At 73.7% G+C, this 25,301-nt stretch carries 23 protein-coding genes, 3 pseudogenes and 1 riboswitch; of the genes and pseudogenes, 8 read left to right on the top strand and 18 right to left on the bottom strand.

The features are described 5' to 3' along the window. Positions 1-13: 13 nt before the first annotated feature. The 3 genes from QUE40_RS06510 to lpdA form a co-directional block, all read right to left on the bottom strand. The gene (locus QUE40_RS06510) at positions 14-922 is read right to left on the bottom strand and encodes a TIGR01777 family oxidoreductase (protein WP_289232655.1); all 909 of its coding nucleotides are present in this window, start codon (positions 920-922) and stop codon (positions 14-16) included. After that, positions 919-3,003 carry a 2-oxoglutarate dehydrogenase, E2 component, dihydrolipoamide succinyltransferase gene (sucB, locus tag QUE40_RS06515; RefSeq protein WP_289232656.1) on the bottom strand — a complete coding sequence of 695 codons (2,085 nt, stop codon included), beginning with the start codon at positions 3,001-3,003 and terminating at the stop codon, positions 919-921. Before sucB ends, QUE40_RS06510 begins: the two co-directional genes overlap by 4 nt. 87 nt (positions 3,004-3,090) lie before the next feature. After that, entirely contained in the window at positions 3,091-4,470 is a 1,380-nt protein-coding gene (lpdA, locus tag QUE40_RS06520) for a dihydrolipoyl dehydrogenase (protein WP_289232657.1), read from the bottom strand. A gap of 212 nt (positions 4,471-4,682) precedes the next feature. On the opposite strand from lpdA, the gene QUE40_RS06525 reads away from it, so the two are divergent. Next, entirely contained in the window at positions 4,683-4,910 is a 228-nt protein-coding gene (locus QUE40_RS06525) for a DUF5302 domain-containing protein (protein WP_142004968.1), read from the top strand. A gap of 159 nt (positions 4,911-5,069) precedes the next feature. Here QUE40_RS06525 and QUE40_RS06530 read toward each other — a convergent pair. Continuing rightward, positions 5,070-6,131, bottom strand: a pseudogene (locus tag QUE40_RS06530) (leucyl aminopeptidase); the annotation flags it as partial. Continuing rightward, a complete protein-coding gene (locus QUE40_RS06535; RefSeq protein ID WP_350227090.1) occupies positions 6,104-6,574 on the bottom strand; it encodes a M17 family peptidase N-terminal domain-containing protein in 471 nt (156 codons plus the stop codon). The pseudogene QUE40_RS06530 and the gene QUE40_RS06535, both read right to left, overlap by 28 nt. Positions 6,575-6,672: 98 nt before the next feature. On the opposite strand from QUE40_RS06535, the gene gcvT reads away from it, so the two are divergent. Beyond that, on the top strand, positions 6,673-7,779 hold the full coding sequence (gcvT, locus tag QUE40_RS06540; RefSeq protein ID WP_289232658.1) for a glycine cleavage system aminomethyltransferase GcvT: 1,107 nt from the start codon (positions 6,673-6,675) through the stop codon (positions 7,777-7,779). Positions 7,780-7,815: 36 nt separating this feature from the next. Here the strand turns inward: gcvT and QUE40_RS06545 are convergent, their stop codons facing one another. The 9 genes and pseudogenes from QUE40_RS06545 to QUE40_RS06585 form a co-directional block, all read right to left on the bottom strand. Continuing rightward, the gene (locus QUE40_RS06545) at positions 7,816-8,376 is read right to left on the bottom strand and encodes a bifunctional adenosylcobinamide kinase/adenosylcobinamide-phosphate guanylyltransferase (RefSeq protein ID WP_289232659.1); all 561 of its coding nucleotides are present in this window, start codon (positions 8,374-8,376) and stop codon (positions 7,816-7,818) included. Continuing rightward, a complete protein-coding gene (locus QUE40_RS06550; RefSeq protein WP_289232660.1) occupies positions 8,373-9,302 on the bottom strand; it encodes an ECF transporter S component in 930 nt (309 codons plus the stop codon). The genes QUE40_RS06545 and QUE40_RS06550 overlap by 4 nt, the downstream gene beginning before the upstream one ends. Further along, positions 9,299-9,805: an AAA family ATPase gene (locus tag QUE40_RS06555; RefSeq protein ID WP_289233033.1), complete on the bottom strand. Its 507-nt coding sequence runs from the start codon at positions 9,803-9,805 to the stop codon at positions 9,299-9,301. Before QUE40_RS06555 ends, QUE40_RS06550 begins: the two co-directional genes overlap by 4 nt. 59 nt (positions 9,806-9,864) lie before the next feature. After that, positions 9,865-10,950: pseudogene (locus QUE40_RS06560) on the bottom strand (ATP-binding cassette domain-containing protein); the annotation flags it as partial. Beyond that, on the bottom strand, positions 10,947-12,089 hold the full coding sequence (locus QUE40_RS06565; protein WP_142004973.1) for an energy-coupling factor transporter transmembrane component T: 1,143 nt from the start codon (positions 12,087-12,089) through the stop codon (positions 10,947-10,949). The pseudogene QUE40_RS06560 and the gene QUE40_RS06565, both read right to left, overlap by 4 nt. Before the next feature lie 26 nt (positions 12,090-12,115). Next, positions 12,116-12,814, bottom strand: a complete 699-nt coding sequence (locus QUE40_RS06570) for an SCO2322 family protein (protein ID WP_236022273.1) — start codon at positions 12,812-12,814, stop codon at positions 12,116-12,118. Positions 12,815-12,897: 83 nt separating this feature from the next. Continuing rightward, positions 12,898-13,014: riboswitch (cobalamin riboswitch) on the bottom strand. A 165-nt stretch (positions 13,015-13,179) separates the two neighbouring features. Continuing rightward, entirely contained in the window at positions 13,180-14,127 is a 948-nt protein-coding gene (locus tag QUE40_RS06575; RefSeq protein ID WP_289232661.1) for a DUF937 domain-containing protein, read from the bottom strand. Between the two features lie 121 nt (positions 14,128-14,248). Beyond that, a complete protein-coding gene (locus tag QUE40_RS06580; RefSeq protein WP_289232662.1) occupies positions 14,249-14,920 on the bottom strand; it encodes a response regulator in 672 nt (223 codons plus the stop codon). Further along, positions 14,920-16,578 (bottom strand): sensor histidine kinase, encoded by a 1,659-nt coding sequence (locus QUE40_RS06585; RefSeq protein WP_289232663.1) that lies wholly within the window; start codon positions 16,576-16,578, stop codon positions 14,920-14,922. Before QUE40_RS06585 ends, QUE40_RS06580 begins: the two co-directional genes overlap by 1 nt. A 199-nt stretch (positions 16,579-16,777) precedes the next feature. On the opposite strand from QUE40_RS06585, the gene QUE40_RS06590 reads away from it, so the two are divergent. The 3 genes from QUE40_RS06590 (at position 16,778) to QUE40_RS06600 (ending at position 19,384) form a co-directional block, all read left to right on the top strand. Next, the gene (locus QUE40_RS06590; RefSeq protein ID WP_289232664.1) at positions 16,778-17,686 is read left to right on the top strand and encodes an ABC transporter ATP-binding protein; all 909 of its coding nucleotides are present in this window, start codon (positions 16,778-16,780) and stop codon (positions 17,684-17,686) included. Beyond that, a complete protein-coding gene (locus QUE40_RS06595; protein ID WP_289232665.1) occupies positions 17,670-18,497 on the top strand; it encodes an ABC-2 transporter permease in 828 nt (275 codons plus the stop codon). Before QUE40_RS06590 ends, QUE40_RS06595 begins: the two co-directional genes overlap by 17 nt. 125 nt (positions 18,498-18,622) lie before the next feature. After that, entirely contained in the window at positions 18,623-19,384 is a 762-nt protein-coding gene (locus QUE40_RS06600) for a hypothetical protein (protein ID WP_289232666.1), read from the top strand. Here the strand turns inward: QUE40_RS06600 and QUE40_RS06605 are convergent. Both QUE40_RS06605 and QUE40_RS06610 read right to left on the bottom strand, forming a co-directional pair. Further along, positions 19,351-19,566 (bottom strand): hypothetical protein, encoded by a 216-nt coding sequence (locus QUE40_RS06605; protein WP_142004978.1) that lies wholly within the window; start codon positions 19,564-19,566, stop codon positions 19,351-19,353. The two genes, QUE40_RS06600 and QUE40_RS06605, sit on opposite strands and share 34 nt — an antisense overlap. Beyond that, the gene (locus QUE40_RS06610; RefSeq protein WP_236022274.1) at positions 19,563-20,168 is read right to left on the bottom strand and encodes a DUF3043 domain-containing protein; all 606 of its coding nucleotides are present in this window, start codon (positions 20,166-20,168) and stop codon (positions 19,563-19,565) included. The genes QUE40_RS06605 and QUE40_RS06610 overlap by 4 nt, the downstream gene beginning before the upstream one ends. Positions 20,169-20,245: 77 nt before the next feature. Between QUE40_RS06610 and QUE40_RS06615 the strand changes: the two genes are divergently transcribed. Further along, a complete protein-coding gene (locus QUE40_RS06615; RefSeq protein ID WP_433997074.1) occupies positions 20,246-21,538 on the top strand; it encodes a dipeptidase in 1,293 nt (430 codons plus the stop codon). Between the two features lie 63 nt (positions 21,539-21,601). Next, positions 21,602-22,635 (top strand): annotated as a pseudogene (locus QUE40_RS06620) (glutathione S-transferase family protein). Between the two features lie 637 nt (positions 22,636-23,272). On the opposite strand, the gene QUE40_RS06625 reads toward QUE40_RS06620, so the two are convergent. Both QUE40_RS06625 and QUE40_RS06630 read right to left on the bottom strand, forming a co-directional pair. Beyond that, positions 23,273-23,959 carry a MarP family serine protease gene (locus tag QUE40_RS06625; RefSeq protein ID WP_289232668.1) on the bottom strand — a complete coding sequence of 229 codons (687 nt, stop codon included), beginning with the start codon at positions 23,957-23,959 and terminating at the stop codon, positions 23,273-23,275. Next, the gene (locus tag QUE40_RS06630; protein ID WP_289232669.1) at positions 23,866-24,465 is read right to left on the bottom strand and encodes a CvpA family protein; all 600 of its coding nucleotides are present in this window, start codon (positions 24,463-24,465) and stop codon (positions 23,866-23,868) included. Before QUE40_RS06630 ends, QUE40_RS06625 begins: the two co-directional genes overlap by 94 nt. Before the next feature lie 128 nt (positions 24,466-24,593). Here QUE40_RS06630 and QUE40_RS06635 point away from each other — a divergent pair, with 128 nt between their 5' ends. Further along, a complete protein-coding gene (locus QUE40_RS06635) occupies positions 24,594-25,298 on the top strand; it encodes a M50 family metallopeptidase (RefSeq protein WP_142004983.1) in 705 nt (234 codons plus the stop codon). Positions 25,299-25,301 lie beyond the last annotated feature (3 nt).

Raw genomic sequence — 25,301 nt, forward strand, 5'->3', positions numbered from 1 at the left:
TGAGCGCGAGCGCTCAGTCCTGCTGCGCCAGCACCCAGCGCAGCGCCGACTGCACGTCGCTGTGCTCCCACTCGAACTCGGACGACTCCAGGACGGCGGGTCGCACGCGCTGGCTGCCGAGCACGTCCTCGGCGAGCTCGCCGAGCACGACCTTGAGCGCGATCGACGGGGCGGGCAGCAGCGCCGGACGGTTGAGCAGCCGGCCCAGCACCTTCATCACGTCGCGCTGCCGATCCGGTTGCGGTCCCACGAGATTCACCGGCCCGGTGATCTCCGGGTGGTCGACGAGGAAGGCGAGCGCCCGCACCTCGTCGGCCAGCGTGATCCACGACCACCACTGCTTGCCGGAGCCGAGCGGGCCGGCCAGGCCGAGCCTGGCCAGCGGCAGCACCCGCTCCAGCGCGCCGCCGTCGGCGGCGAGGACGAGGCCGGTGCGGGCGTACGCCGTCGGGCACCCCGCGTCGACGGCCGGCTGGGCCGCAGCCTCCCACTCGCGGACCAGGTCGGCGAGGAACCCCTCGCCGGGGCCGCTGGTCTCGTCGAGCACGTTGTCGCCGCGGTCGCCGTAGTAACCCATCGCCGACCCGTTGACCAGCCGCACCGGCTCGTCGAGGTCGGCGAGCGCCCGGGCCACGGTCGCGGTGGTGTCGATGCGCGAGGAGACCAGGGTGCGCTTGTAGGCGTCGGTCCACCGTTTGTCACCGATGCCGGCCCCGGCGAGGTTGACCACCGCGGTCACCCCGTCGAGGGCACCCGGCTCCAGCTCGCCCTGGTCGGGGTCGATGCGCCGCTCGTGCGGCTCGGTCGGGTCACGACGCACGAGGTGAACCACCTCGTCGCCGCGCTCCTGCAGGAACGACGACAGCGCGCCGCCGATCAGGCCGGAGGAGCCGGTGATGGCGACGCGCTGTCGGGTGCTCATACCTCGAACGCGCCCTCTTCGAGACGGGCCTTCATCGCCGTCAGGAACCGGGCGGCGTCGGCCCCGTCGACGATGCGGTGGTCGTAGGACAGCGCCAGGTAGACCATCGACCGGATGGCGATCGTCTCGCCGCCCTCGGAGTCGGTCACGACGACCGGACGCTTCACGACCGAACCCGTGCCGAGGATGCCGACCTGCGGCTGGTTGATGATCGGGGTGTCGAACAGCGCGCCGCGGCTGCCGGTGTTGGTCAGCGTGAACGTGCCTCCGCCCAGCTCGTCGGGCGTGATCTTGTTGGTGCGCGTGCGACCGGCCAGGTCGGCGATCTTGCGCGCCAGCCCGGCGATGTTGAGGTCGCCGGCGTTGTGGATCACCGGGACGAACAGGCCCTTCTCGGTGTCGACCGCGATGCCGAGGTTCTCGGAGTCGTGGTAGACGATCGAGTCGCCGTCGACGCTGGCGTTGAGCTGCGGGTACTGCTTGAGCGCCTCGACCGCCGCGACCGCGAAGAACGGCATGAACGACAGCTTGGTGCCCTCGCGCTGCTCGAACCCGGCCTTGGTGCGGTCACGCAGCCGCGCGATCTTGGTGACGTCGACCTCGACCACGGTGGTCAGCTGCGCCGACACCTGCAGGCTCTCGACCATGCGCGTGGCGATGAGCTTGCGCATCCGGGTCATCTTCTCGGTGGTGCCACGCTTGGGCGACACCGGCGCCGCGGCCGCGGCCTTGTCGCCGGAGTCACCGCTGGGGGCGGCCGGCTGCTCGGCAGCGGGCTGCTCGGCCGGCTGGGACGCCGCCTCGGCGGCAGCCAGCACGTCCTGCTTGCGGATGCGCCCGCCGACCCCGGTGCCGGTGATCGAGGCCAGGTCGACGCCCTTGTCCTGGGCGAGCTTGCGCACCAGGGGCGTGACGTACGCCGCCGGGTCGCGCTCGTCGGACCCGCCACCGCTGGCCTGGCCGGCCTGGCCCTGCCCCTGGCTGGGGGCCTGGCTCGGCGCCTGGCTCGGTGCCTGGCCCGATCCGGACTGCGCAGCGTCGGGGCTGTTCTGCGCCGGCGGCTGCTGCTTCTCCTGCTCGGTGGACGGCTCGGGCTTCTTGGTGACGTCCTCGGCGGCCTCGCCGCTCTGCTCGGTCGAGGGGGCGGCGCGGTCGGCACCGGCGTCCTCCTCGGCCTTCTCCTGCGGCTTCGCCTCGGAGCTGGACCCGGCGCTCTGCTCGGCCTGCTCGGCGGCCTCCTCCTTCGGAGCCTCCTGCTTCGGAGCCTCGTCCTTGGGGGCCTCCTGCTTCGGCTGCTCCTGCGTCGGGGCGGACTCGCCGCCGGAGCCACCGCCGGCCTCGCCACCCACGACGGCGAGGTCGGCGCCGACCGGGACGGTCTCGTCCTCCTGCACCAGGATCTTGGTGAGCTTGCCCGCCACGGGGGAGGGCACCTCGGTGTCGACCTTGTCGGTCGAGACCTCCAGCAGCGGCTCGTCGACCTCGACGTCGTCACCCTCGGCCTTGAGCCAGCGGGTGATGGTGCCCTCGGTGACCGACTCGCCGAGCGCCGGCATCTGGACCGTCTCGCCGCCGGTGACCTCGCCGGACCCGCCGCCCGAGCCGGAATCGCCGGACGACCCCGAGTCGCTCGAATCAGAGTCGCTCGAACCCGAGTCGCCGGACGACTGCTCCTGCTGCGGGGCGTCGGTCTGACCGGCCTGCGCCTGCGCGGGCTCGGGCTCGGCCGGGGCGTCCTGCTGCGGCTGCTCGTCGCCGCCGCTCTGCTGGTCGCTCTGCTGGGCTTCGCCCTGCTGGCTCTCGCCCTGCTGCTGACCGGAGTCGTCCGAGCCGCCCTCGGCGGGGCCGTCGCCCACGACGGCGAGGTCGGCGCCGACCGGCACCGTCTCGTCCTCCTCGACGAGGATCTCCTGCAGCGTGCCCGCCACCGGCGAAGGGATCTCGGTGTCGACCTTGTCGGTCGAGACCTCCAGCAACGGCTCGTCGACGGCCACCTCGTCGCCGACGCTCTTGAGCCACCTGGTCACGGTCCCCTCGGTCACGGACTCGCCGAGGGCGGGCATGGTCACACGTTCAGACATGGGTCACAGTCTCCCGGATATCGAGGCGGATGTGCAGCGCGCCGGTCGGATCGGCCAGCACGCGAGATCGGAGGGTGCGCACGGTCATCAGGAGTGCGCGTGGAGCGGCTTGCCGGCGAGCGCCAGGTGCGCCTCGCCGAGCGACTCGTTCTGGGTGGGGTGGGCGTGGATCATCGGCGCGACGTCGTCGGGCAGGGCCTCCCAGCCGACGATGAGCTGGGCCTCGCCGACCTGCTCGCCCATGCGGGCGCCGACCATGTGCACGCCGACGACGGGGCCGTCCTTGGCACGCACCAGCTTGACGAAGCCCTGGGTCTGCAGGATCTGGCTCTTGCCGTTGCCGCCGAGGTTGTACTCATAGGTCTCGACCTCGCCGTGCTGCTCCTTGGCCTGTGCCTCGGTGAGGCCGACCGAGGCGATCTCGGGGTCGCAGTAGGTCACCCGCGGGATGCCCGACTCGGCGAGCACCGCCGGCTGCTTCCCGGCGATCTCCTCGGCCACGAAGATGCCCTGCTGGAACCCGCGGTGCGCCAGCTGCAGACCCGGCACGATGTCGCCGACGGCATAGACGCCGTCGACGGACGTACGACAACGCTCGTCGGCGGTGACGTAGCCCCGGTCGGTGCTCACCCCGACCTCCTCGTAGCCGAGGCCCTCGGTGACCGGGCCGCGCCCGACGGCCACGAGCAGCAGGTCGGCCTCGATCGGGTCGGCGCCCTCGAGCTGCACGGTGACCTTGTCGCCGTCGTCGGTGGCGCCGGCGAACCTCACCCCGGTCCTGACGTCGATCTTGCGCTTCTTGAACGCCCGCTCGAGCTGCTTGGAGACCGCCTCGTCCTCGGCCGCGACCAGCCGGGGGAGTGCCTCCACCACGGTGACCTGAGCGCCGAAAGACCTGTAGACAGAAGCGAACTCGACGCCGATCACGCCGCCACCGAGCACTACGACACGCTCGGGGACCCGGTCGAGGGTGAGCGCCTGGTCGCTGGTGACGATGCGGCCACCGACCTCCAGGCCGGGCAGCGTCTTGGCGTACGAACCGGTAGCCAGCACGACGTTCTTGCCGGTGAGGGTGCGGTCGCCGACCTGCACCGTGGTGGGGGAGGTGAGCTTGCCCTCGCCCTCGACCAGCTCGATCTTGTGCGCCTTGGCGAGACCCTGCAGACCTTTGTAGAGGCGGCCGACGACACCGTCCTTGTAGGAGTGCACGCCCGCCATGTCGATCGACTCCAGCGACGTCTTCACGCCGAACTTCTCGCCCTCGCGGGCGGAGTCGGCGACCTCGGCCGCGTGCAGCAGCGCCTTGGTCGGGATGCAGCCGCGGTGCAGGCAGGTGCCACCCAGCTTGTCCTTCTCGACGAGCGCCACCGACATCCCGAGCTCGGCCGCCCGGAACGCGCAGGCATAGCCGCCGCTGCCGCCTCCGAGGATCACGATGTCGTACGTCGGTGCGGACTCGGCACTCATCTGCGCAACGCTCCCTTGCGTCGTCGAACGGTCTGCGAAACCGCGTCGGCAGGGGGCACCGACTGGCTCCGGCGCCCATCCTTCCACCCGCGCCGGCGTGCGCTGCAGCCAGGTCACGGAGGCGATGAAACTCTGGCCCGCGCCCCGACCGTGTGTGACAGTGACGGCAGGCACCGCCGGTGCCACGACCGCCACGAGACCAGGAGGACACGATGGCCGACAGCTCACGACGGGACGCGGCAGGCGACGACAACGCGGCGCAGGTGGGCCCCGACGAGGAGACCAAGCGCAAGTTCCGCGAGGCGCTCGAGAAGAAGCAGGCGCACGGCGGCCGCGACGTGTCCGACCACTCGGCCCACTCCAAGGTCGCCGGCGCCCATGACGCCGAGACCTCGGGCGCCCAGCAGATGTTCCGCAGGAAGTCCGGCCCCGGCTCCTGACGACGGCGGCACAGAAACCACGACGGCGGCACAGAAAACTTCTGTGCCGCCGTCGTAGTTTCTGTGCCGCCGTCGACGATGCCGGGCGGGTGAGCCTGCGAGCCGGCCTGGAGGAGGAGACGCGGCCAAACAAGCGCAGCTGTGCCGCCGTCGACTAGCTCAGGCGTGCGCCTCCACGAAGCCGACCAGCGAACGTACGCCGTGGCCGGTGGCGCCCTTGGGCGTGTAGCCGTAGGCGCTGCCCTCGTTGAAGGCGGGGCCGGCGATGTCGAGGTGCACCCACGGCAGCTGGACGCCGTCCTCGCCCGCGCCGACGAACTCGCGCAGGAACAGCGCGGCGGTGATCATGCCGCCCTGGCGCTCACCGGTGTGCTTGACGTCGGCGACCTCGGAGTCCATCGCCTTGCGCAGCTCCTCGTTGAGCGGCATCGGCCACTGCCGCTCGCCGACCCGCTCGGCGGCCGCGAGCATGCGCTGCGAAGCCTCCTCGTCGTTGGACAGCACCGCGGTGGTGCGCAGGCCCAGCGCCATCATCGCCGCGCCGGTGAGCGTGGCGATGTCGACGACGGCGTCGGGCTTGAGCTCGGAGGCGAACGACAGCCCGTCGGCCATCACCAGGCGGCCCTCGGCGTCGGTGTTGATGATCTCGACCGTCTTGCCGTTGTGCATGGTGACCACGTCGCCCGGGCGCTGCGCGTCGGAGCCGGTCATGTTCTCGGCGAGGCACAGGTAGGCGGTGACCGCGACCGGCAGCTCCAGCCGCGCGACGGCCTCGATGGCGGCGGCCGCAGCGGCCGCGCCGGCCATGTCGCACTTCATCGTGATCATGCTCTGCGCCGGCTTGATGCACAGGCCGCCGGAGTCGAAGGTGATGCCCTTGCCGACGATCGCGACGTGCTTGGTCGCCTTGGCGGGCTTGTACGACAGGGTCACCAGGCGCGGCGGGCGCGCCGAGCCGCGACCGACGCCGACGAGACCGCCGCAGTCGGCCTTGGCCAGCTGCTTCTCGTCCAGCACGGACACCTTGACCTTGGAGCCCGAGAGGCGCTTCTTGACCCGGTCGGTGAACGAGGCCGGGAACAGGTCGTTCGGGGGAGTGTTGACCAGGTCGCGCGCGAAAGCCTGTGTGTCGGCGACGATCTCGGCCCGACGGGCCGCGGCCTTGGCGGCGGCGGTGCGGGCCGCGGCGGAGATCACGCTGACCTTGGCGACCGGCTCCTTCCCGGGGTTGGCGGCCGTGCGGTAGGTCGTGAAGGCGTATGCCCCGAAGAGCGCTCCTCGGCGACCGCTCCGGCCAGCTCCGAGCTCGGGCCGGGGGCGGTGAGCGCGACGTGCTTGGTGCCGGCGAGGCCGCGCACCGCGGCACCCGCGGCGGCGCGGATCGTCTCGTGGTCGGAGGCCTTGGGCTCGCCGGTCAGTCCGGTGCCGGACACCACGACCAGCGGGCTCGCGACGCCGGGCACCCCCGTGAGCTTGATCGTCTCGTCGGGCCCTCCGCCGGCGCCGATCGCGGCGAGGGTCGCGTTGACGTGCTCGACCGACTCGTCGGCCAGCCCGTGCGTCGGGATCAGGGCGACGCCGTCGTCGTTCTTGCCAGCGAGCAGCACGAGCACGTCGGCCTTGACGGTGCTGGCGTCCTTGTCGGTGAGGGTCAGGGTCGTCACGGCTCTCAGTTCACTTCCTCGTGATCGTGCAGGGAGAGCGGTGCGCCGCCCCCTGTCCCGGCGACCCTATCCAGCCGGGCCCCGGATACGTTGAGGACATGACCGAAGCTGCGCCGAAGACGTCGCCCCTGCACGACCGCCACACCGCCCTGAAGGCCAAGATGGCCGACTTCGGCGGCTGGCAGATGCCGATCGAGTACCCCGGCGGAGGCGTGCTGCGCGAGCACGCCGCGGTGCGCGAGCGGGTCGGCATCTTCGACGTGAGCCACCTCGGCAAGGCCCTCGTGCAGGGCCCGGGTGCGGCCGACTTCGTCAACGCCTGCTTCACCAACGACCTGCGCAAGGTGCAGCCGCCGAAGGCGCAGTACACCATGTGCTGCGACGAGCGGACCGGCGGCGTCGTCGACGACCTCATCCAGTACTTCAAGAGCGAGGACGAGGTCTTCCTGGTGCCCAACGCGGCCAACACCGCCGAGGTCGTACGACGCATGGAAGCCGTTGCGCCAGAAGGCATCTCGGTGACCGACCAGCACAGCGACTACGGCATCATCGCGGTGCAGGGGCCGCGCTCGGTCGAGGTCGTGGAGGCGCTGGGGCTCCCGACCGACCTGGAGTACATGTCCTTCACCGAGGCCGACTGGCAGGGCCGCCCGGTGATCGTGCTGCGCTCGGGCTACACCGGCGAGAAGGGCTTCGAGCTGGTGCCCCGCTGGGACGACACCCCCGCCCTGTGGGACGCGCTCGTCGAGGCGATCGCGGCGTACGACGGGCTGCCCTGCGGCCTCGGCGCGCGCGACACGCTGCGCACCGAGATGGGCTACGCGCTGCACGGTCACGAGCTGACGATGGACATCACGCCCAACATGGCGCGGGCCGGGTGGGCGGTCGGCTGGAAGAAGGACGGCTTCTGGGGCAAGCAGGTGCTCGAGGAGCAGAAGGCCCGCAAGGACTACCGGCTCTCGTGGGGCCTGCTGGCGACCGGCCGCGGCATCCCGCGCGCCGGCAACGACGTGAAGGACGCCGACGGCACCGTGATCGGCACGGTCACCTCCGGCACCATGTCGCCGACGCTCGGCCGGGGGATCGCGCTGGTGCTGCTCGACCGCGGGGTCGGCGAGGGCACCGAGGTGGTCGTGGACGTGCGTGGTCGCGAGCTGCCCGCGACGGTCGTGAAGCCTCCGTTCGTGCAGGTCGAGACGAGCTGAGGCGACGGGGCCGCCCGGGTCGAGCGACCGGGCGGCTCAGCCGCCCGGCACCGGGATGGGCGGGGCGTCGGTCAGGTTGACGAGTCGGCCGGCGACGACCAGGTGCACCTGGTCGCTGACGCGGCTGATCGTGACGTTGACCCGGCCGAGCGCGTCGGTGAACAGCCGCCCGGCGGGCGTGGTCGGGACGAGCGACATGCCGACCTCGTTGGTCACGGCGACCGAGTCGTACGGCGCCTGCGACCACAGCGCCGCGAGCTCGGCGGCGCGCTGGTCGACCAGGTCGAGGGCGGCGGTGTGGTCATCCCACAGCTGCGCGTCGTCGATCAGCGAGGTGACCCAGGCGCCGAGGCAGTCCAGGAGGACGGGGCCACGGGCGTACAGGATGGTGCGCACGACGTCGGCGCTCTCGACGGTCGCCCACCCGTCGGGCCGGTCGCGGCGGTGCCGCTGCACGCGGGCCGCCCACTCGGGGTCGTCGCCGCTCGGGACGGGCCCGGGGGCGATGAAGGTGACGCCCGACTGCTCGGGCAGCAGCGTCTGTGCGTATCGGCTCTTGCCGCTTCGCGTCCCGCCGAGGACGAGCGTCGTGGTCATAGGTGGCTGTCTCCTGGTTCCCTGTCGCTCCGCTCGCCGGACACTGTAACCGGCCTGACCCCGTCGCTCTCGGGCGAGACCGGCGGGCCGAACTCGGGGCGCGCCCCGAACTGCGCCCGGCGCACGGCGCGGCGCAGGGCGCGCAGCACGGCCGGCGCGGCGACCAGCACGAGCGCTGCGGTGAGCACCCCGCGCGGGAGGTCCCAGCCGAGCGAGGTCAGTCCGTAGAACACGGCGTAGTGCGCGAGCTGGGTGGTCAGCGGGTCGGCCGGGTCGAAGCCGGCGCCGGACGGGGCGCTCGCGCCGAGGAACGGCCAGAACCACAGGTTCATCACGGCGCCGTAGCCGAGCCCGGCGACCAGGCCGTACGCCGCCAGCAGGTATCGCTCGACCCGCGCCGGGACCCGGGGCAGCAGCGCGGCGCCCAGCCCGACCCAGCCGGCCGCGAGTATCTGGTAGGGCAGCCACGGGCCGACGCCGCCGGTGAGGAACGCGCCGGTGAGGATCGCCAGCGCGCCGAGCAGGAATCCGCCCGCGCGGCCGAGCACCCGCCCGCCGACGACCAGCAGGAAGAACATCGGTTCGAGCCCCGCCGTGCCGGCCGACAGCACGCGCAGCGCACCGCCGAGCGCGGCCAGCACCCCGAGCGTCGCGACGGCCTTGGCGTCGAGCCCGCCGCGGCTGACCTGGGCGACGAGCACCGCGCCGAGCAGGCCGACGAGCACGGGGAACAGCCACGGGCTGTCGTTGCCGCGGGCGAGCGCGGCGTCGGAGTCGACGAAGAACGGCCAGGTGAACGACGCGACGCCGACGACGGTGACGAGCAGCATCGCGACGGTGCTGGCCCAGCTCCACGGGAGGATCTCCTCGCGCCCGGTGCGGGCGACCGGGGAAGGGCCCGGCGCCGGCGCGAGAGTGGCGCTCACGGTGTCACCACCGGGGCGTCCGACGGCGGCGCAGCGGGTGGTGCGGCCTGCGGCGGCGCCGGGACCTCACCGACCGTGAGGTAGGGCAACGGGTGCATCACCTTCGCCACCTGGGGCGCGAAAGCCGGTGAGTCGCAAAGAATCTCGCGTGCCGGCCCGTGGCCGATGAGCTCGCCGTCGGCCAGCAGCACGACGTCGTCGGCCCACTCGGCGGCGATCTCGACGTCGTGCGTCGCCATGACCACGGCCGTGCCCTCGGCGGCGAGCTCGCGCAGGATCGCGCCGAGCCGGTCCTTGGCGGTGTAGTCGAGCCCGCGGGTCGGCTCGTCCAGCAGCAGCACCTTCGGCGCGCCGGCCAGCACGACCGCGAGGGCGAGCAGCACGCGCCCGCCCTCGGACAGGTCGCGCGGGTGGGCCTGCGGGTCGAGGTGGTCGCCGAGCCGGCGCAGCAGCGCGCGGGTGGTGCCGGGGGCACGCCGAAGTCGTCGTCGGCGGCCGCGCACTCCTCGGCCACGGTGGGGCGGAACAGCAGCGTGCCGGCGTCCTGCGGGACGAGCCCGACGTGCCCGACGAGCTCCTTGGCCCGGGCCCGGCCCGGGTCGATGCCGTCGACCCGCACGGTCCCGGAGGTCGGCGGCACCAGGCCGGTGAGCACGCCGAGCAGCGTCGACTTGCCCGCGCCGTTGCGCCCCATCAGGGCGGTCACGCGTCCGGCCGGGAACGACAGGTCCAGGTGCGGGACCACCTGGCGTCCGCGCCGGCGTACGTTCAGGGCGCGCACGCTCGCCGGCTCGCCCTCGACGTACGCCGGACCCGGCTCGGACCGGCGGCTCACCTCGGTCCCGCCCCGGCGCAGCGGCTCGGCGCGCCGGCGGGCGTCGCGGATCGACAGCGGCAGCGGCGCCCAGCCCATGCGCCGGCCCAGCCGCACCACGGGCGGGGCGATGCTGGAGCGGGCCATGGCCTCGGCCGGCGGGAGGAGAGGCGACACCTCGCCCTGCTCGACCAGCAGCACCTGGTCGGCGTGGTGCACGACCCGCTCGAGCCGGTGCTCGGCCATGAGCACGGTGACGCCGAGGTCGTGCACGAGGCGGTGCACGGCGGCGAGGACGTCCTCGGCGGAGACCGGGTCGAGCGCCGACGTCGGTTCGTCGAGCACGAGCACGCGCGGGCCGGCGGCGAGCACGGCGGCGACGGCGACGCGCTGCTGCTGGCCGCCGCTCAGCTCGCGCAGCGGCCGGTGGCGCAGGTCGGCGACGCCGAGCACGTCGAGGCTCTCCTCGACCCGGCGGCGCATGGCGGACGGGCCGATCGAGAGGGTCTCCATCCCGTAGGCGATCTCGTCCTCGACGGTCTCGGTGACGAACGAGGCGAGCGGGTCCTGGCCGACGAAGCCGACCACGTCGGCGAGGTCGCGCGGGCGGTGGTCGCGGGTGTCGCGCCCGCCGACCATGACGCGCCCGTCGAGCCGGCCGCCGCTGAAGTGGGGGACCAGGCCGTTGACGGTGCGCAGCAGGGTCGACTTGCCGCTGCCGGTCGCGCCGACGACGAGCACCAGGTCGCCCTCGGGCACCTCGATCCGGCCGGTGCGCAGGGCGCGGCGGGCGGCGCCGGCGTACGTCACGCGCACGTCGTCGAAGCGGATCACCGGGCCACCGCCACGGCGTCGGGGCGGCTGCGCACCCGGTCCTCGAGCTCGGCCCGGCGCGGGGTGCGCGGGGCGAGCACCCCGGCGAGGGCCGGCAGCAGCAGCGCGGCCACCGCGAGCGCCGACAGCCCGGGCAGCGCAGCCGGGACCTGCGCGGGGACCACGCTGGGGTCGCCGCGCGCCCCCAGGGTGACGAGCACGACCAGGGCGGGCACGGCCGAGGCGACCACGAGCCACTCCGGGAGCGACCAGGGGTCGCGGCGATAGGGCGTACGTCGGTCGCGGCGAGCCCCGGTCAGCAGGGCGGCGAGGGCCAGGGCGCACCCCAGCAGCAGGACCGGCGCCCCGACGAACGTGGGCGCGGAGCCGTCGAGCAGGCCGTAGAGCCCGACCAGCACGCCGACCAGGCCGGCGACGGTGAGGGCGGTCGCGCGCCGCCGGGCGCCGGGCGCGAGGGTGACCCGGCCGTACCCGCGTGACTCCATCGACGCGGCCAGCTCGAGGGAGCGCTCCAGCGAGCTCTCCAGGACCGGCACGACCAGGCGCGACAGCTCGCGCAGTCCGCGGCCGTCGTGCCCGCGCAGCCGCCGGGCCGCGCGGACCTGCCGAGCCTCCTCGGCCAGCTGGGGGACGTAGGTGAGCGCGACGACGATGGCGGTGCCGACGTCGTACAGCGTGGCGGGGACGTAGCGCAGCAGCCGGCGCGGGTCGGCGAGCACGTTGCACGCGCCCACGCAGACGAGGATCGCGGCCAGCTGCAGACCGTGGTAGACCGCGTCGAGGAGGGCCTCGAGCTGGACCGGCCCGCCGAGGCGTACGCCCGCGAGCCAGTCGGGGAGCGGCACCTGAGGGAGGGTGAACAGCACGGTGCGTCCGGCGACGCCGCTGCCGAGCAGCACCGTCATGACGACCCGGATCGCGATCGCGGCGGCGGCGATGGCGAGGAAGACCCCGAGCGCGCTGGAGCTACCGAGCTCACGGCGCTGCAGCACGACCAACCCGACCACCCCCATGATCGTCAGGAGGTAGAACGGGTTGGTCGTGCGCGAGGCCGCACCCGCGAGCAGCAATCCCCACGCCCACCACGCCACCGGGTGCAGCAGGCGCGGGCGGGAGAGCAGGTCGGCGGGCCGGGCCATCGGGCAGGTGCGCTGAGCCGGTCGGCTCAGGCGGACTCGACGCGCTTGCGGCGGCGCTGGGCCAGCAGCAGACCGGCGAGCAGCGCGAGCAGCAGCACGCCCGCGGCCACGGCGAGGATGATCGGGGTGGAAGAGCTGCCCTCGTCGTTCTCGGCGACGGCGATGGTCACCTGGTCGTCGGCGGCCTTGGCGGCGTTGCTGACCGTCTTGACCTCGCCGCCGCAGCCGGAGGCCGGCCAGGAGTCGATCCCGCAGACCAGCGACTTCTCCTTGCGCACGCTCGCGACCTCGGCGAGGACGGCCTCACCGGTGGCGTTGGTCGGCACCTGGGCGCACTCGGCGACCGGCTTCGGCGGGGTGCCGGACTCGGCGTCGGCGGGACGGCCGTAGTCGAGCACGACCGCGACGCGCTTGGTGCCGTCGGTGGCGTCGGTGCCGCCGCAGACCTGGTCGAAGGTGACGGTGCCGCGCGGCATGCGGCTGTCGGTCTCGCCGGCGACCGCGAAGCGCCAGCCCTCGACGCTGCCGTCGGCGGGCGTGGTCTGGTTGGCGCCCTTCGGCGAGAAGGCCCACTTGCCGTCCTTGAGCTGGTAGTAGCCCCAGTAGCGGTAGGTCGCCGCGTCGGCCGAGGGGGCCAGGGCGGTGAGCAGCCCGGCGCCGAGCAGGGTGGCCAGCACGGCCATGAGCAGGACCCGCAGACGGGCCGGGATGGTGGTGGTCGACACCTTGAGAACCTCCTGTCGGTCGAGTTCGGCAGGAGAGGGCCTGGGCGGCCGCTGCCGGCTCGTCCGCGTTCCACGACGGATGAATGGAGCCGAGCCGGACGGCAGGTGCTCCGGCTCGCGACCTCGGGGGAGGCCGCTCACGGTTGCGGGTCAGCGCCGGTCTCGCACCGGCTTTCCCTGCCGTCAGGCTGTCGGTGGTCGAAGATTCGCACCGCGGGGGAGGGATGTCAAAGCTCAGGGTCGTCTCGCTGCCCCGGCCCGTCCCGCCGGGTGGTCTCGCCCGACGACGCCGGGCACGGCCGCGCAGATCGTGCGTTGACGTACGAAATGAAGAACGCGGCCGCGGGATTCCGGGGAGGGGCGGCTCAGATCGTGCGTTGACGTACGAAATGCGGGCACCCCACCCGCGAGAGTCGGGGGTGGGGTGCCCGCGGGCCCACGACGTACGTCCTGGGCCGGGTCAGGCGTTCGGGGTCAGCCCTTCTTCCCGCCGCCGAGCAGGTCGCCGAGGATCGAGCCGAGGCCGCCGCCGGACTGCTGCGACTGCTGGCCACCGGCGCCGCCGCCGAGGAGGTCGCCCAGGATGTCGCCGAGCGAGCCGCCCTGGCCCTGCTGCGGTGCCTGCCCCTGCGGGGCCTGGCCGCCCTGGTCGGCCGGCTGCTGCGGCACGGACTGGCCCTGCGGCGCGGGCGCCGGGGCTGACCGTCGGCGCCGACCGGCTCGGGCACCGGCTGACCGGCGGGCGGGACGCTCGGCGGCGCACCCTGGCCACCACCCTGCGGCCCGCCCGGCGCACCCTGACCGCCGCCCTGCGGCGCCGGAGGCTGCTGCGGCGCCGGCGCCTGCTGGCCGCCCTGACCACCCTGCTCGTCCTGGCCGCCACCGAGGATGTCGCCGAGGCCACCGCCGCCCCGGCCGCCGCCCTTGAGCACCTTGTCGGCGATGTAACCCATCACGATCGGCGCGAGGATCGGCAGCAGCTTGCCCAGCAGGTCGCCGCCGCCCGAGCCGCCGGTCTGGCTGCCGAGCTGGTTCACGACGGCGTCGCGGTTGCCGCCGAAGATGTTGCTGACGATCGCCTCGCCGTCGGCGGTGTCGACCGAGGCAGGGTCGGGCGTGGCGCCCTGGTGCTGACCGAGCGCGTCCCGCAGCGAGCTCTCGCCGCCGGGGTCCTGCGCGTTGGCCTGCATGCCCTGGACGAGCGCGGGGACCGCCTGCTGCGCCGCGGCGCGCACGCTCTCCTCGTCGGCACCGACCTGCTGCGCCAGCTGACTGATGGGCAGCTGGTTCACGATGTCGTCGACAGCAGCCATGACTGCTCCTTCGATGGGTGAGTGGCCGATACCGTTACCGGCCGCTTGCCGGTCACCCTAGGGGATCCTGCCGTCTTGGGCAGTGGCGCGACGCCCCCGACCGGTGTACGCCCGCCTCGCCTCAGCGCCCCTGCTCGGCGTCGTGCACGAGCAGCGCGACCTGCACCCGGTTGCTGCAGCCGAGCTTGTCCAGCAGCCGCGACACGTGCGTCTTCACGGTCGGCACGGACAGATAGAGCGTGCGCGAGATCTCCGCGTTCGACAGGCCCTCGCCGACCGCGCGCGCGACCTCCAGCTCCCGCTCGCTCAGCGTCGCCAGCAGCCGTTGCGCGCGGGCGCCACGGTCGTCGACCGGACTGCCGCTCACCTGCGCGATCAGCGTCGCGGTGATCTGCGGCGACAGGATCGGGTGCCCGTCGGCGACGCTGCGCACCGCCTCGACGAGCCGCGCCGGGGGAGTGTCCTTGAGCAGGAAGCCGCTGGCCCCCGCCCGCAGCGCGCGCACGACCAGGTCGTCGGTGTCGAACGTCGTCAGCACCACCACCCGCACCGACTCGCCGTGCCGGCCCAGGATCTGCTCGGTGGCGGCGACCCCGTCGAGCCGCGGCATGCGCACGTCCATCAGCACGATGTCCGGCCGCAACCGGCCGACGACCTCGACCGCGGCCTGCCCGTCGGTCGCCTCGTCGACGACCTCGATGTCGGGTGCGCCGCCGAGGATCAGCTGCAGCCCGGCGCGCACCAGCGGGTCGTCGTCGACGAGCACGAGGCGGATCGGGGTGGCGTCGGGCATCAGGCGTTCTCCTTCGCGGGTGGTGGCCAGGGAAGCACGGCCCGTACGACGAACGCGCCCGAGCGGTCCGGCCCGGCCGAGAGCGTGCCGCCGCTGAGCGTGGCGCGCTCGCGCAGCCCGACGAGCCCGAGCCCCGAGCCGGGTGCCGCGGGTCCGTCGCCGCCGCGCTCGTTGCGCAGGGTGATCGTCAGCTCGGTGCCGGGACGACCGGCCAGCCCCAGACGTACGACCGCGCCCGGCGCGTGCTTGCGGGCGTTGGTGAGTCCTTCCTGGACGATGCGAAAAGCATTGCGCGACACCAGTTCTGGGAGACCGGTCAGGTCGGTGCCGGTCGTGCTCACCTCGATCTGCTGACCGCCCGCGCGGGCGTCGGCGACGAGGTCGTCGAGGTCGCGCAGCGTGGGTTGCGGCGGCTCGGGTGCGCCGGGGGCGGGGGAGTCGGTGTCGCGCAGCACGCCGAGCACCTCGCGCAGCTCGGTGAGCGCCTGGTGGGAGGCGGTCTGCAGCAGCCCGGCGGTGGTGCGCACCTGCTCGGGCGGCAGGTCCTCGCGGTAGGCCAGCGCGCCGGCGTGCATCGCCACCAGCGAGATGCGGTGGGCCAGCACGTCGTGCATCTCGCGCGCGATCCGGGCGCGCTCGTTGGTGCGCGCCTGGGCGACGCGCAGCTCCTGCTCGCGCTCGGCGGTCTCGGCGCGCTCGCGCAGGTTCGCGATCAGCTCGCGCCGGGCGCCGATGAACAGGCCGAGCGCGACGAGGAAGGCGATGGTGATGGCGTTGACGACCAGGTCGCTGACCAGCGTGTTGTCGGGCGAGCGGTGCACCCAGTTGAACGTCGCGCCGCTCGCGAACAGCACGACAGCGGCGACCGCGATCTCCCGCCACCGCCGCCGGGTGGCCAGCGAGATCGCGACGAGCGAGGAGGGGCCGACCGCGGTGGCCGACACGGCCGTCAGCAGGGCGGTCGCGATCGTGATCGGCAGCGGCCAGCGACGCCGAAAAGCCAGCAGCAGCAACCCTGTTGCGCCGACGATCGGGTCGAGCGCGAGCCACAGGTGACCGGCGGTGAAGCCGCGGCTGTCACCCTCGCCGGCCATCGTGAAGAAGACGAGCAGCCCGAACGCCGCGCTGACCAGCATCCGCCAGGCGAGGCCCCACGCCTCCCGCGCGGTGAACGACGTCAGCCAGCGCGCGAGGCGCCCGTCACCCACGTCGGCGCCGGCAGCGGCGGCGCGGCGCACCCCGACCGCCCAGCCCAGCGCGACGAGGACCACGGTGCCGGCGACGTTGATCGCGGCGTCGACCAGCAGGTCCGGCACGTCGTGGATCGCGGAGAAGGCCGTGGTGCCCGCGGCGTAGGCCACCGCCACCACGGCGGTGTCGCGCCACCGGCGGCGGGCGAAGACCGACAGCGCCGCCACCGTGGCCGGGCCCATCGCGGCGATCGACATGACGCACAGCGCGCAGATCGTCAGCGCCACCGGCAGCGGCCGGACCCGGCGCCACGGCAGCAGCAGCACCGCGCCGAGCCCGACGACCAGGTCGAGCACCAGCCACGCGGGAGTGGCGAGGCGCTGCGGCTGCGGCTCGACCACCCACGCGACCCAGATCGCCAGCGCCAGCGCGGCCGCCACCGCCATCCGCGTGGCGGTCGGCGCCACCGGGCCGGGGAAGCCCCGCCCGGTGGCGGAGGGCAGGAGCGGTCGCGGGCACGCACCGAGGGTAGGTGCCGGGCGCCGGCTCGCCGGCCACGGACGTACGGCGGGCGACGGAGGTCGCGCGAGGACATACCAAAGTCGTACGCAGGTCGCACCGTCCGACGGATGTGCGGCCCCGGCGCGCGCGGGCACCGTGGTGGTCATGATCGAAGTCGAGAACCTCACCAAGCGCTACGGCGGGCACGCCGCCGTCGACGACGTCAGCTTCGTCGTGCGGCCCGGGCAGGTCACCGGGTTCCTCGGGCCGAACGGCGCCGGGAAGTCGACCTGCATGCGGATGATGACCGGGCTGACGCCGCCGACCTCCGGCACCGCGACGGTGCTGGGCCGGCCGTACGCCGCACTGCCCAACCCCGGGCGGCACGTCGGCGTGCTGCTCGACGCCGGCGCCCAGCACTCCGGCCGCACCGGCCGCGAGGTGCTCAGCCTCGGCGCCACGCTGATGGGTCTGGACCGCAGCCGCGTCGAGGAGATGCTGGCGCTGGTCGGCCTCACCGCGAAGGAGGCCGACCGCCGGGTCGGGGGATACAGCCTCGGCATGCGCCAGCGCCTCGGCATCGCCCACGCGCTGCTCGGCGACCCGCAGGTGCTGATCCTCGACGAGCCGGCCAACGGCCTCGACCCGGCCGGCATCCGCTGGATGCGTTCGCTGCTGCGCGGTTATGCCGACGACGGCGGCACGGTGCTGCTGTCCTCGCACCTGCTGCACGAGATCGAGGTCGTCGCCGACGAGCTCGTGGTCATCGGCCGCGGCCGGATCGTGGCCGCGGGCAGCAAGGCCGAGCTGATGCGCGCGGCCGGCACGGTCGTACGCACCACGGACGACGCCGCCTTCGCCGGCCACCTGCGCGGGGCCGGGCTCTCGGTCGAGCAGACCGCGGGCGGGCTGCTCGTCGACACCGACGCCGAGACCGTCGGCAAGATCGCCGCCACGCACGCCGTGGTGCTCACCGAGCTGCGTGCCGCCGACGCCGGCAGCCTCGAGGAGATGTTCCTGCAGCTGACCGCTTCCGACGCACGAGAGGGGTGGCGGCATGAGCACCGCCGCTGACACCCGCACCACCCGTCCCGAACCGCGGCCCGCCGTCGCGCTCCCGAGCCGGCTCGACGACGTCCCCGCCACCGGGGTGCCGTTCGCCCGGCTGGTCAAGGTCGAGCTGCGCAAGGCCACCGACACCCGCGCCGGCCGCTGGCTGCTGGGGCTGATCGGCCTCGTCACGCTGATCGCGCTCGTCGCCGTGCTGTTCGTGGGCTCGCCGACCGACGACAAGAACTTCGGGACCTTCCTGACCACGACGTTCCTGCCGCAGAACATCTTCCTGCCGATCGTCGGCATCCTCGTGGTGACCGCGGAGTGGTCGCAGCGCACGGGCCTGGTGACGTTCTCGCTCGAGCCGCGGCGCGGCCGGGTCGGCTTCGCCAAGCTGGTCGCGGCGATCGTGCTCGGTCTGGCCACCGTGGCCCTCGGCGCGGTCCTCGCGGCGGGTACGACCTTCGCCGGTCAGCTGATCCGCGGCACCGACCCCTCGTGGTCGATCGGGTGGCAGACCGTGCTCGGCATCGTCGTCGGCCAGATCGTCGCGGTCGCGATGGGCGTGGCGTTCGGCATGCTCCTGCAGAACACGCCGGCCGCGATCGTGGCCTACCTGGTGCTTCCCATGCTGTGGAGCATCCTCGGCGCAGCCGTCTCCTGGCTCAGCACCGCCGGCGAGTGGCTCGACACGAGCCGCACGCTGCAGCCGCTGTACGAGGCGCAGATGCAGGGCGACGACTGGCCCAAGCTGTTCGTCTCGATCGCCGTGTGGGTCGTGCTCCCGCTGGTGCTGGGGATGATCCGCCTGCGCCGCAGCGAGGTGAAGTAGCGGCGCCAACAAGCTCGGACCGGTCGGACCGCCCTCATCTCGGGGAGAGGGGCGGCCCGACCGGTCCGGAACGTTCCCGCGGCCTGTCGCCGCATCGCACGACCCGACGAGGATCGGTGAGGCAGATGAACGAGCAGGTCGCAGGACAGCCAGGTCAACCAGGACGACCAGGACAACCACGGCGGGTCGGCCCGGTCGCGCGCGGCGTGCTGTGGGTGGTGACCGTCGTGACGCTCCTGGCCGGAGCCGGCGTCACCACCGCCGCCGCGTTGCAGGGCCGCGACTTCTTCACCACCGGATACGCCCCGCTGCGCACCGGCTCCGCCGCGATGGTGACCCGCGAGATCGACGTCGAGGGACGCCGTCCCACCGACCCGCAGAACGACCCGGGCGACCTGGCGCGCGTGCGCATCCAGGTGCGCGGCATCGAGCCCGGGCGGCCGGTCTTCGTCGGGATCGCGCGCCGTGCCGACGTCGAGCGATACCTGCGCGGGACGGCCCACGACGAGATGTCGACCTTCACGACCGACCCGCTGCGGGTGTCGTGGACGCGCCGGCCCGGGGAGTCAGTGGCGCCGCCGCCCGGCGAGCAGCCGTTCTGGGTCGCGACCTCGCAGGTGACCGGCCCCGGCACCGCCGAGCTGCAGTGGGACAAGTCGCTGGGCGAGTGGATGGCCGTGGCGATGAACGCCGACGGGTCACCGGGCGTGCAGCTGGAGGCGAACGTCGGGCTGCGGTTCGGGTTCCTGCTGCCGGCGGGGCTGGGGCTGCTGGCCCTCTCGCTGGCGGGCGGTGCCGCGCTGGTCGCCACCCGGCGCCGCGCGGCGGAGCCCCGAGCTGTTCGGGCGGCCGCTCAGGCGCCGTCGGACAGGCTCATCGGCCCGTAGACCACCGCGCCGTCCTCGTGCAGCGTGACCGAGGAGACGCCGGCGTCGGCGAGCTCGCGCCACTGCTCGCCCAGCCACGACTCGGCGTCGCTCTGCGTCGGGAACGAGGTGGTGACCAGCTCGGGCCGGCCGGCGACCTCGGAGCCGGCCGAGTCCTGGTAGCTCCAGGTCCAGGCGCTCATCGGGCGTTCTTCCAGTCCTTGTCGCCGCGGGCGACCTGCGGTCGCGGCACGCGGGAGATGCGCATCTGGAACGAGCGCATGATGGCGTACGACGCCGAGCCCTTCGGGGGCTCCTGGCCGAACTTCTCGACGATCGCCTTCTTCGTGCGGCGCCACATCAGGACGGCGTCGAGGATGCCGGCGATCACGATGCCCCAGACCAGGATCATCGCGGCCAGCTGCACGGCGGCGCCGAGCCGCACGAACATCAGCACCAGCACGATGAGCATCAGCGGCAGCAGGATCTCGCCGACGCTGAGCCGCGAGTCGACGCTGTTGCGGATGAACTTCTTGATCGGGCCGCGGTCGCGCGGCGGCAGGGCGCTCTCGTCGCCACGGTTCATCGCCTCGCGCTGGGCGAGGCGGCTGGCGCGGGCCTGCTCCTTGCTCTGCTTCTTGGCGGCCTCGCGGTCGGCGGGGACGAGCGGCTTGCGCCGGGCGGCCTCCTGCTCGCGCCGCTTGGGCGTGGGGCGGCCCTTGCCGGGTTGACCGGGCTCGGTCACCGCCTCCTCGGTGGGGGCGGGATCCGTCGCGGGGGTCTGGTTCTTCTTGCGGCCGAGCACGCAGCACACTGTACGTCGTGACCTCCGAGCCCGACGCCGCCCGCCTGGACCAGCTGCGCACCACCGTCGCCGGGCTGATGCCGGCGGCCCGCGCCGACCTGGAGTCGCTCACCCGCATCCCGAGCGTCTCGCTCGACAGCTTCGACCAGCAGCACGTGCAGGCCTCGGCCGAGGCGGTCGCCGACCTGCTGCGCGCCGAGGGGCTCGAGGTCGAGATCGTCAGCGAGGGCGGCCGGCCGGCGGTCATCGGGCACCGGGCCGCGCCCGAGGGAGCGCCGACGGTGCTGCTCTACGCCCACCACGACGTACAGCCGCCCGGTGACGAGAAGGACTGGGACACACCGCCGTTCGAGCCCACCGAGCGCGACGGTCGGCTCTACGGCCGCGGCGCCGCCGACGACAAGGCCGGGGTCATGGCGCACCTGGTGGCGCTGCGCGCGCACGGCGACGACCTGCCGGTCGGCGTGACCGTGTTCGTCGAGGGCGAGGAGGAGGTCGGCTCCGACTCGCTGCCGGCGCTGCTCGACAAGCACGGCGAGCGGCTGCGCGCCGACGCGATCGTGCTGGCCGACTCGACCAACTGGGACGTCGGCACCCCGGCCCTCACCACGACCCTGCGCGGGATGTTCCGGCTGGTCGTCACGGTGCGCACGCTGGACCACTCGGTGCACTCCGGCATGTACGGCGGCCCGGTGCCCGACGCGATCACCGCCCTCGTGCGGCTGCTCGCGACGATGCACACCGACGACGGCGACATCGCGGTCGAGGGCTTCGCGACCTCGGAGGCGACCGAGCTGGACTACCCCGAGGAGCGGCTGCGCGCCGAGAGCGGACTCCTGGAGGGCGTACGCCTGATCGGGTCGGGCTCGATCCTGTCGCGCCTGTGGACCCGGCCCGCGATCACCACCATCGGCATCGACGCGCCGACCGTCGACACCTCCTCCAACACCCTGGTCGCCGAGGCGCGGGCCAAGGTCAGCGTGCGGCTGCACCCCGACGACGACCCGCGCGCGGCGTACGACCGGCTCGCCGCCCACCTGCGCGAGCACGCCCCGTGGGGAGCCCGCGTGGACGTACGGCTCGACGACGAGGGTCGCGGCTTCTCCGCCGACGCGCAGGGCCCGGTCTACGACGCGGCGCGCGCGGCGTTCGCCGACGCGTGGGGCACCGACCCGGTCGACATCGGGGTGGGTGGCTCGATCCCGTTCGTCGCCGCGTTCGCCGAGACCTTCCCCGACGCGGCGATCCTGGTCACCGGCGTCGAGGACCCCGACACCCGCGCGCACGGCGCCAACGAGTCGCTGCACCTGGGCGAGTTCGAGCGGGTCTGCCTCGCCGAGGCCGTGCTGCTGGAGCGTCTCGGGAGCTGAGCGCCCAGCGGCTCGGCGGCCCTCGGCGGCGGGGCGGACAGGACCCCGACATACGGTGAGGGCATGGCTCAGGGAACGTATGTCGAGAAGAGTTTCGAGCGCGACACCAACTACATCACCGACCGCATCGCCGCCGACGGCGAGTGGCCGGTCGAGGCGGGGCGCTACCGGTTGATCGCCGCGCGGGCGTGCCCGTGGGCCAACCGCACGATCATCGTCCGGCGACTCCTCGGTCTCGAGGACGCCATCTCGCTCGGGCTCGCCGGCCCGACGCACGACTCCGACAGCTGGACCTTCGACCTCGACCCCGGCGAGGTCGACCCGGTGCTGCAGATCCCGCGGCTGAAGGACGCCTACCTCGAGCGGTTCCCCGACTACCCCCGCGGCATCACCGTCCCCGCGATCGTCGACGTGCCGACGGGGAGGTCGTGACCAACGACTTCGCCCAGATCACCCTCGACTTCGAGACCGAGTGGACCGAGTTCTTCCGCGAGGGCGCGCCCGACCTGTGGCCGCAGGACCTGCGCGAGGAGATGGAGCCGGTGATGCACCGGATCTACACCGAGGTCAACAACGGCGTCTATCGCTGCGGCTTCGCCGGCGAGCAGGAGGCCTACGACAAGGCGTACGACCGGCTCTTCACCGCGCTCGACTGGCTGGAGGAGCGACTTGCCGGGCAGCGCTACCTGATGGGCGACACCATCACCGAGGCCGACGTGCGCCTGTTCACCACGCTGGCCCGGTTCGACCCCGTCTACCACGGCCACTTCAAGTGCAACCGCAGCAAGCTCACCGAGATGCCGGTGCTGTGGGCCTACGCGCGCGACCTGTTCCAGACCCCTGGTTTCGGCGACACCACCGACTTCACCCAGATCAAGGAGCACTACTACGTCGTGCACACCGACGTGAACCCCACGCAGATCGTGCCCAAGGGGCCCGACCTCGCCGGCTGGGCGACCCCGCACGGCCGCGAGAAGCTGGGCGGCCGCCCGTTCGGCGACGGCACCCCGCCCGGCCCGCCGCCGGAGGCCGAGCGGGTGCCGACGAAGGACAACCCGCTGGTCGGCCCCGACGGGATGGTGCAGGTCGAGGCCTGACCGAGCCGCCGGCGTACGCCCTCGCGGAGGACCGCTGAAGGGTGCGGTGGGGCGCACGGTTCGGCGGTGGACCGGCGGCGCGTGAGCCGGTGCCGGCGTACGCCCTCGCGGAGGACCGCTAAGGGGTGCGGTGGGGCGCACGGTTCGGCGGTGGACCGGCGGCGCGTGAGCCGGTGCCGGCGTACGCCCTCGCGGAGGACCGCTAAGGGGTGCGGTGGGGCGCACGGTTCGGCGGAGGACCGGCGGCGCGTGAGCCGGTGCCGGCGTACGCCCTCGCGGAGGACCGCTGAAGGGTGCGGTGAGGCGCACGGTTCGGCGGAGGACCGCTGAAGGGTGCGGTGGGGCGCACAGTTCGGCGGTGGACCGCCAAGGGGTGCGGTGGCGCTGTTCACGGTGTCGCGGAGGACCGCTGGAGGGTGCGGTGGGGCGCACGGTTCGGCGGTGGACCGGTGGCGCGTGAGCCGGTGCCGGCGTACGCCCTCGCGGAGGACCGCCAAGGGGTGCGGTGGCGCTGGGCACGGTGTCGCGGAGGACCGCTGGAGGGTGCGGTGGGGCGCACGGTTCGGCGGAGGACCGGCGGCGCGTGAGCCGGTGCCGCCGTACGCCCTCGCGGAGGACCGCCAAGGGGTGCGCCCGCTCACTCCTCCCGCGACACGCAGTCGCCCGTCGGGACCTCCGAGGACAGCTCGGCCGCCTGGTCGAGCCAGGAGTCGGTGGCGTCGTCGGTGAGCGCGTAGCCGGTGTTGGGGTCGTCGGCGGAGCGGGCGAACACGGTGCCTGCCACCTGGCCGTCGGTCGTCAGCAGCGGGCCGCCGGAGTCGCCGGGCAACAGCTGGGTGTTGAGGGCGTAGATGTCGCGGTTGACCGGCTTGCTGCCGTAGACGTCGCGCCCCACGGCGGCCATCTGCGCCCGCACCCGCGCCGCGGTGAGCGTGTAGTCGCCGCCCTGCGGGTATCCCGCCGCCACCGCCTCGGCGCCGCGGTCGAGGTCGGGAGCGCGGTCGAGCACCGGCGCGTCGAGGGTGTCGACCCGCAGGATCGCCAGGTCCAGGTCGGGGTCGAACGCCACGACCGTGGCCTCGTGCCGCTCGCCCTGCCCGCCGGGCTGCACGGTGATGCGCTGGCCGCCGGCCACGACGTGGGCGTTGGTGACCACGCGGTCCTCGCTCACGACCCAGCCGCTGCCGACGGAGCGCATCGCGCACGAGTCGGACGAGCTGCGGATCTTCATCACCGCGTCGCGGGCCCGCTCGATCGCGGGGGAGGAGGCGATGTCGGGGTCCGGTGCCTCGACCTCGACGTTAGGTTCACGCCCGGCGAACACCTCAGGGAACGGCGAGGCGTCGACCTGGTCACCGAACCGGCCCAGCGCGTCGCGCGCGCCCGGGGAGCCGCCCGGTCCATGGCGCGCCAGCCGTAGGAGCTGTCCACCGCCCGCACCCCGTCGGCGCTCAGCAGCGGCCGGGCCGAGGCGAGCACCGCCCACGAGGCCAGCAGCGTCGTGACGAGCAGCGCCACCGCGCCGAGCCCGGAGTCCAGCAGCCGCACCGGCCGTACGTTCGTCAGCCGCACCACGACGCCGGCGAGGGCGCCCATGACCCCGGCGCCGATGGCGGCGAGCAGCAGGGCGGCCAGGACCACCACCAGCGCGGCGGTGTTGTCGGCCTCGGGTCGCAGGTCGAGGGCGTCCAGGACGGCCGGGGTGGCGGCCAGCCCGAGGAGCAGGCCGGCGATCCAGCCGACCGCGGTGAGCGCAGAGGTGACCAGCCCGCGCCGCCAGCCCAACCACACGGCGAGCAGCGCCACCAGCACCAGAACCAGGTCGATCATGCCGATCAGGATGCACAACCCAGATGGGGGAGCGCTGTGACTTGCTGTGACGTTGCGGGGAACGCCACCGCCGGTGCCCGGCCGACCGCCGGTGCCGGGCCACAGCCGCCCGTGCGAGCATCCGGCGCGTGGAGCAGTTCTGGGCCGAGATCAGCGGCGTGCAGCCGGCGCCGCCGCGCGCCGTCGTCGCGCTGCTCGGCGCCCTGGCCCTGGGCCTGATCGCCTGGCGGCCGAGCTGGCGGGTGCTGCGCCAGGTCGTGACGATCGCTCACGAGGGCGCGCACGCGCTGGTGGCGCTGGCGAGCGGCCGCTCGCTGCACGGCGTGCGCCTGCACCGTGACACCTCCGGCCTCACCGTGACCCGCGGCCTGGCGCGCGGCCCGGGCGTGGTCGCGACGCTGGCCGCGGGCTACCCCGGCCCCGCGCTGCTCGGCCTCGCGGGCGCCTGGGTGCTCGGGCTCGGCCGGGCGGTGCTGCTGCTGTGGCTGCTGCTGGTGGTGCTCGCGGCGCTGCTGCTGCAGATCCGCAACTGGTTCGGTCTCGCGGCGGTGCTGCTCAGCGGCGGGGTGCTCGTGCTGGTCACCCGCTACCTGCCGGGCGAGGGGCAGACCGCGTTCGCGTACGCCCTGGTCTGGTTCCTGCTGCTCGCCGCGCCGTACGCCGTCGTCGACCTCGTGCGCGCCCGTCGCCACGGCGGCGCCCACGACTCCGACGCCGACCAGCTCGCGCGGCTCACGCCGCTGCCGGCCGGCGTCTGGGTCGTGGTCTTCCTGCTCGTCACGCTGGGCTGCCTGCTCGGCGGCGCCGCGCTGATGCTCGGCCGCCTGTGGTGACGC

The sequence above is a fragment of the Barrientosiimonas endolithica genome (assembly GCF_030296655.1).
Taxonomy (GTDB): Bacteria; Actinomycetota; Actinomycetes; order Actinomycetales; family Dermatophilaceae; genus Barrientosiimonas; species Barrientosiimonas humi.

Excerpts from the sequence above, each read along its gene's own strand:
- QUE40_RS06510 (WP_289232655.1), bottom strand. The coding sequence starts at position 922 with ATGAGCACCCGACAGCGCGTCGCCATCACCGGCTCCTCCGGCCTGATC.
- sucB (WP_289232656.1), bottom strand. The coding sequence starts at position 3,003 with ATGTCTGAACGTGTGACCATGCCCGCCCTCGGCGAGTCCGTGACCGAG.
- lpdA (WP_289232657.1), bottom strand. The coding sequence starts at position 4,470 with ATGAGTGCCGAGTCCGCACCGACGTACGACATCGTGATCCTCGGAGGC.
- QUE40_RS06525 (WP_142004968.1), top strand. The coding sequence starts at position 4,683 with ATGGCCGACAGCTCACGACGGGACGCGGCAGGCGACGACAACGCGGCG.
- gcvT (WP_289232658.1), top strand. The coding sequence starts at position 6,673 with ATGACCGAAGCTGCGCCGAAGACGTCGCCCCTGCACGACCGCCACACC.
- QUE40_RS06545 (WP_289232659.1), bottom strand. The coding sequence starts at position 8,376 with ATGACCACGACGCTCGTCCTCGGCGGGACGCGAAGCGGCAAGAGCCGA.
- QUE40_RS06565 (WP_142004973.1), bottom strand. The coding sequence starts at position 12,089 with ATGGCCCGGCCCGCCGACCTGCTCTCCCGCCCGCGCCTGCTGCACCCG.
- QUE40_RS06575 (WP_289232661.1), bottom strand. The coding sequence starts at position 14,127 with ATGGCTGCTGTCGACGACATCGTGAACCAGCTGCCCATCAGTCAGCTG.
- QUE40_RS06580 (WP_289232662.1), bottom strand. The coding sequence starts at position 14,920 with ATGCCCGACGCCACCCCGATCCGCCTCGTGCTCGTCGACGACGACCCG.
- QUE40_RS06590 (WP_289232664.1), top strand. The coding sequence starts at position 16,778 with ATGATCGAAGTCGAGAACCTCACCAAGCGCTACGGCGGGCACGCCGCC.
- QUE40_RS06595 (WP_289232665.1), top strand. The coding sequence starts at position 17,670 with ATGAGCACCGCCGCTGACACCCGCACCACCCGTCCCGAACCGCGGCCC.
- QUE40_RS06600 (WP_289232666.1), top strand. The coding sequence starts at position 18,623 with ATGAACGAGCAGGTCGCAGGACAGCCAGGTCAACCAGGACGACCAGGA.
- QUE40_RS06605 (WP_142004978.1), bottom strand. The coding sequence starts at position 19,566 with ATGAGCGCCTGGACCTGGAGCTACCAGGACTCGGCCGGCTCCGAGGTC.
- QUE40_RS06615 (WP_433997074.1), top strand. The coding sequence starts at position 20,246 with ATGCCGGCGGCCCGCGCCGACCTGGAGTCGCTCACCCGCATCCCGAGC.
- QUE40_RS06630 (WP_289232669.1), bottom strand. The coding sequence starts at position 24,465 with ATGATCGACCTGGTTCTGGTGCTGGTGGCGCTGCTCGCCGTGTGGTTG.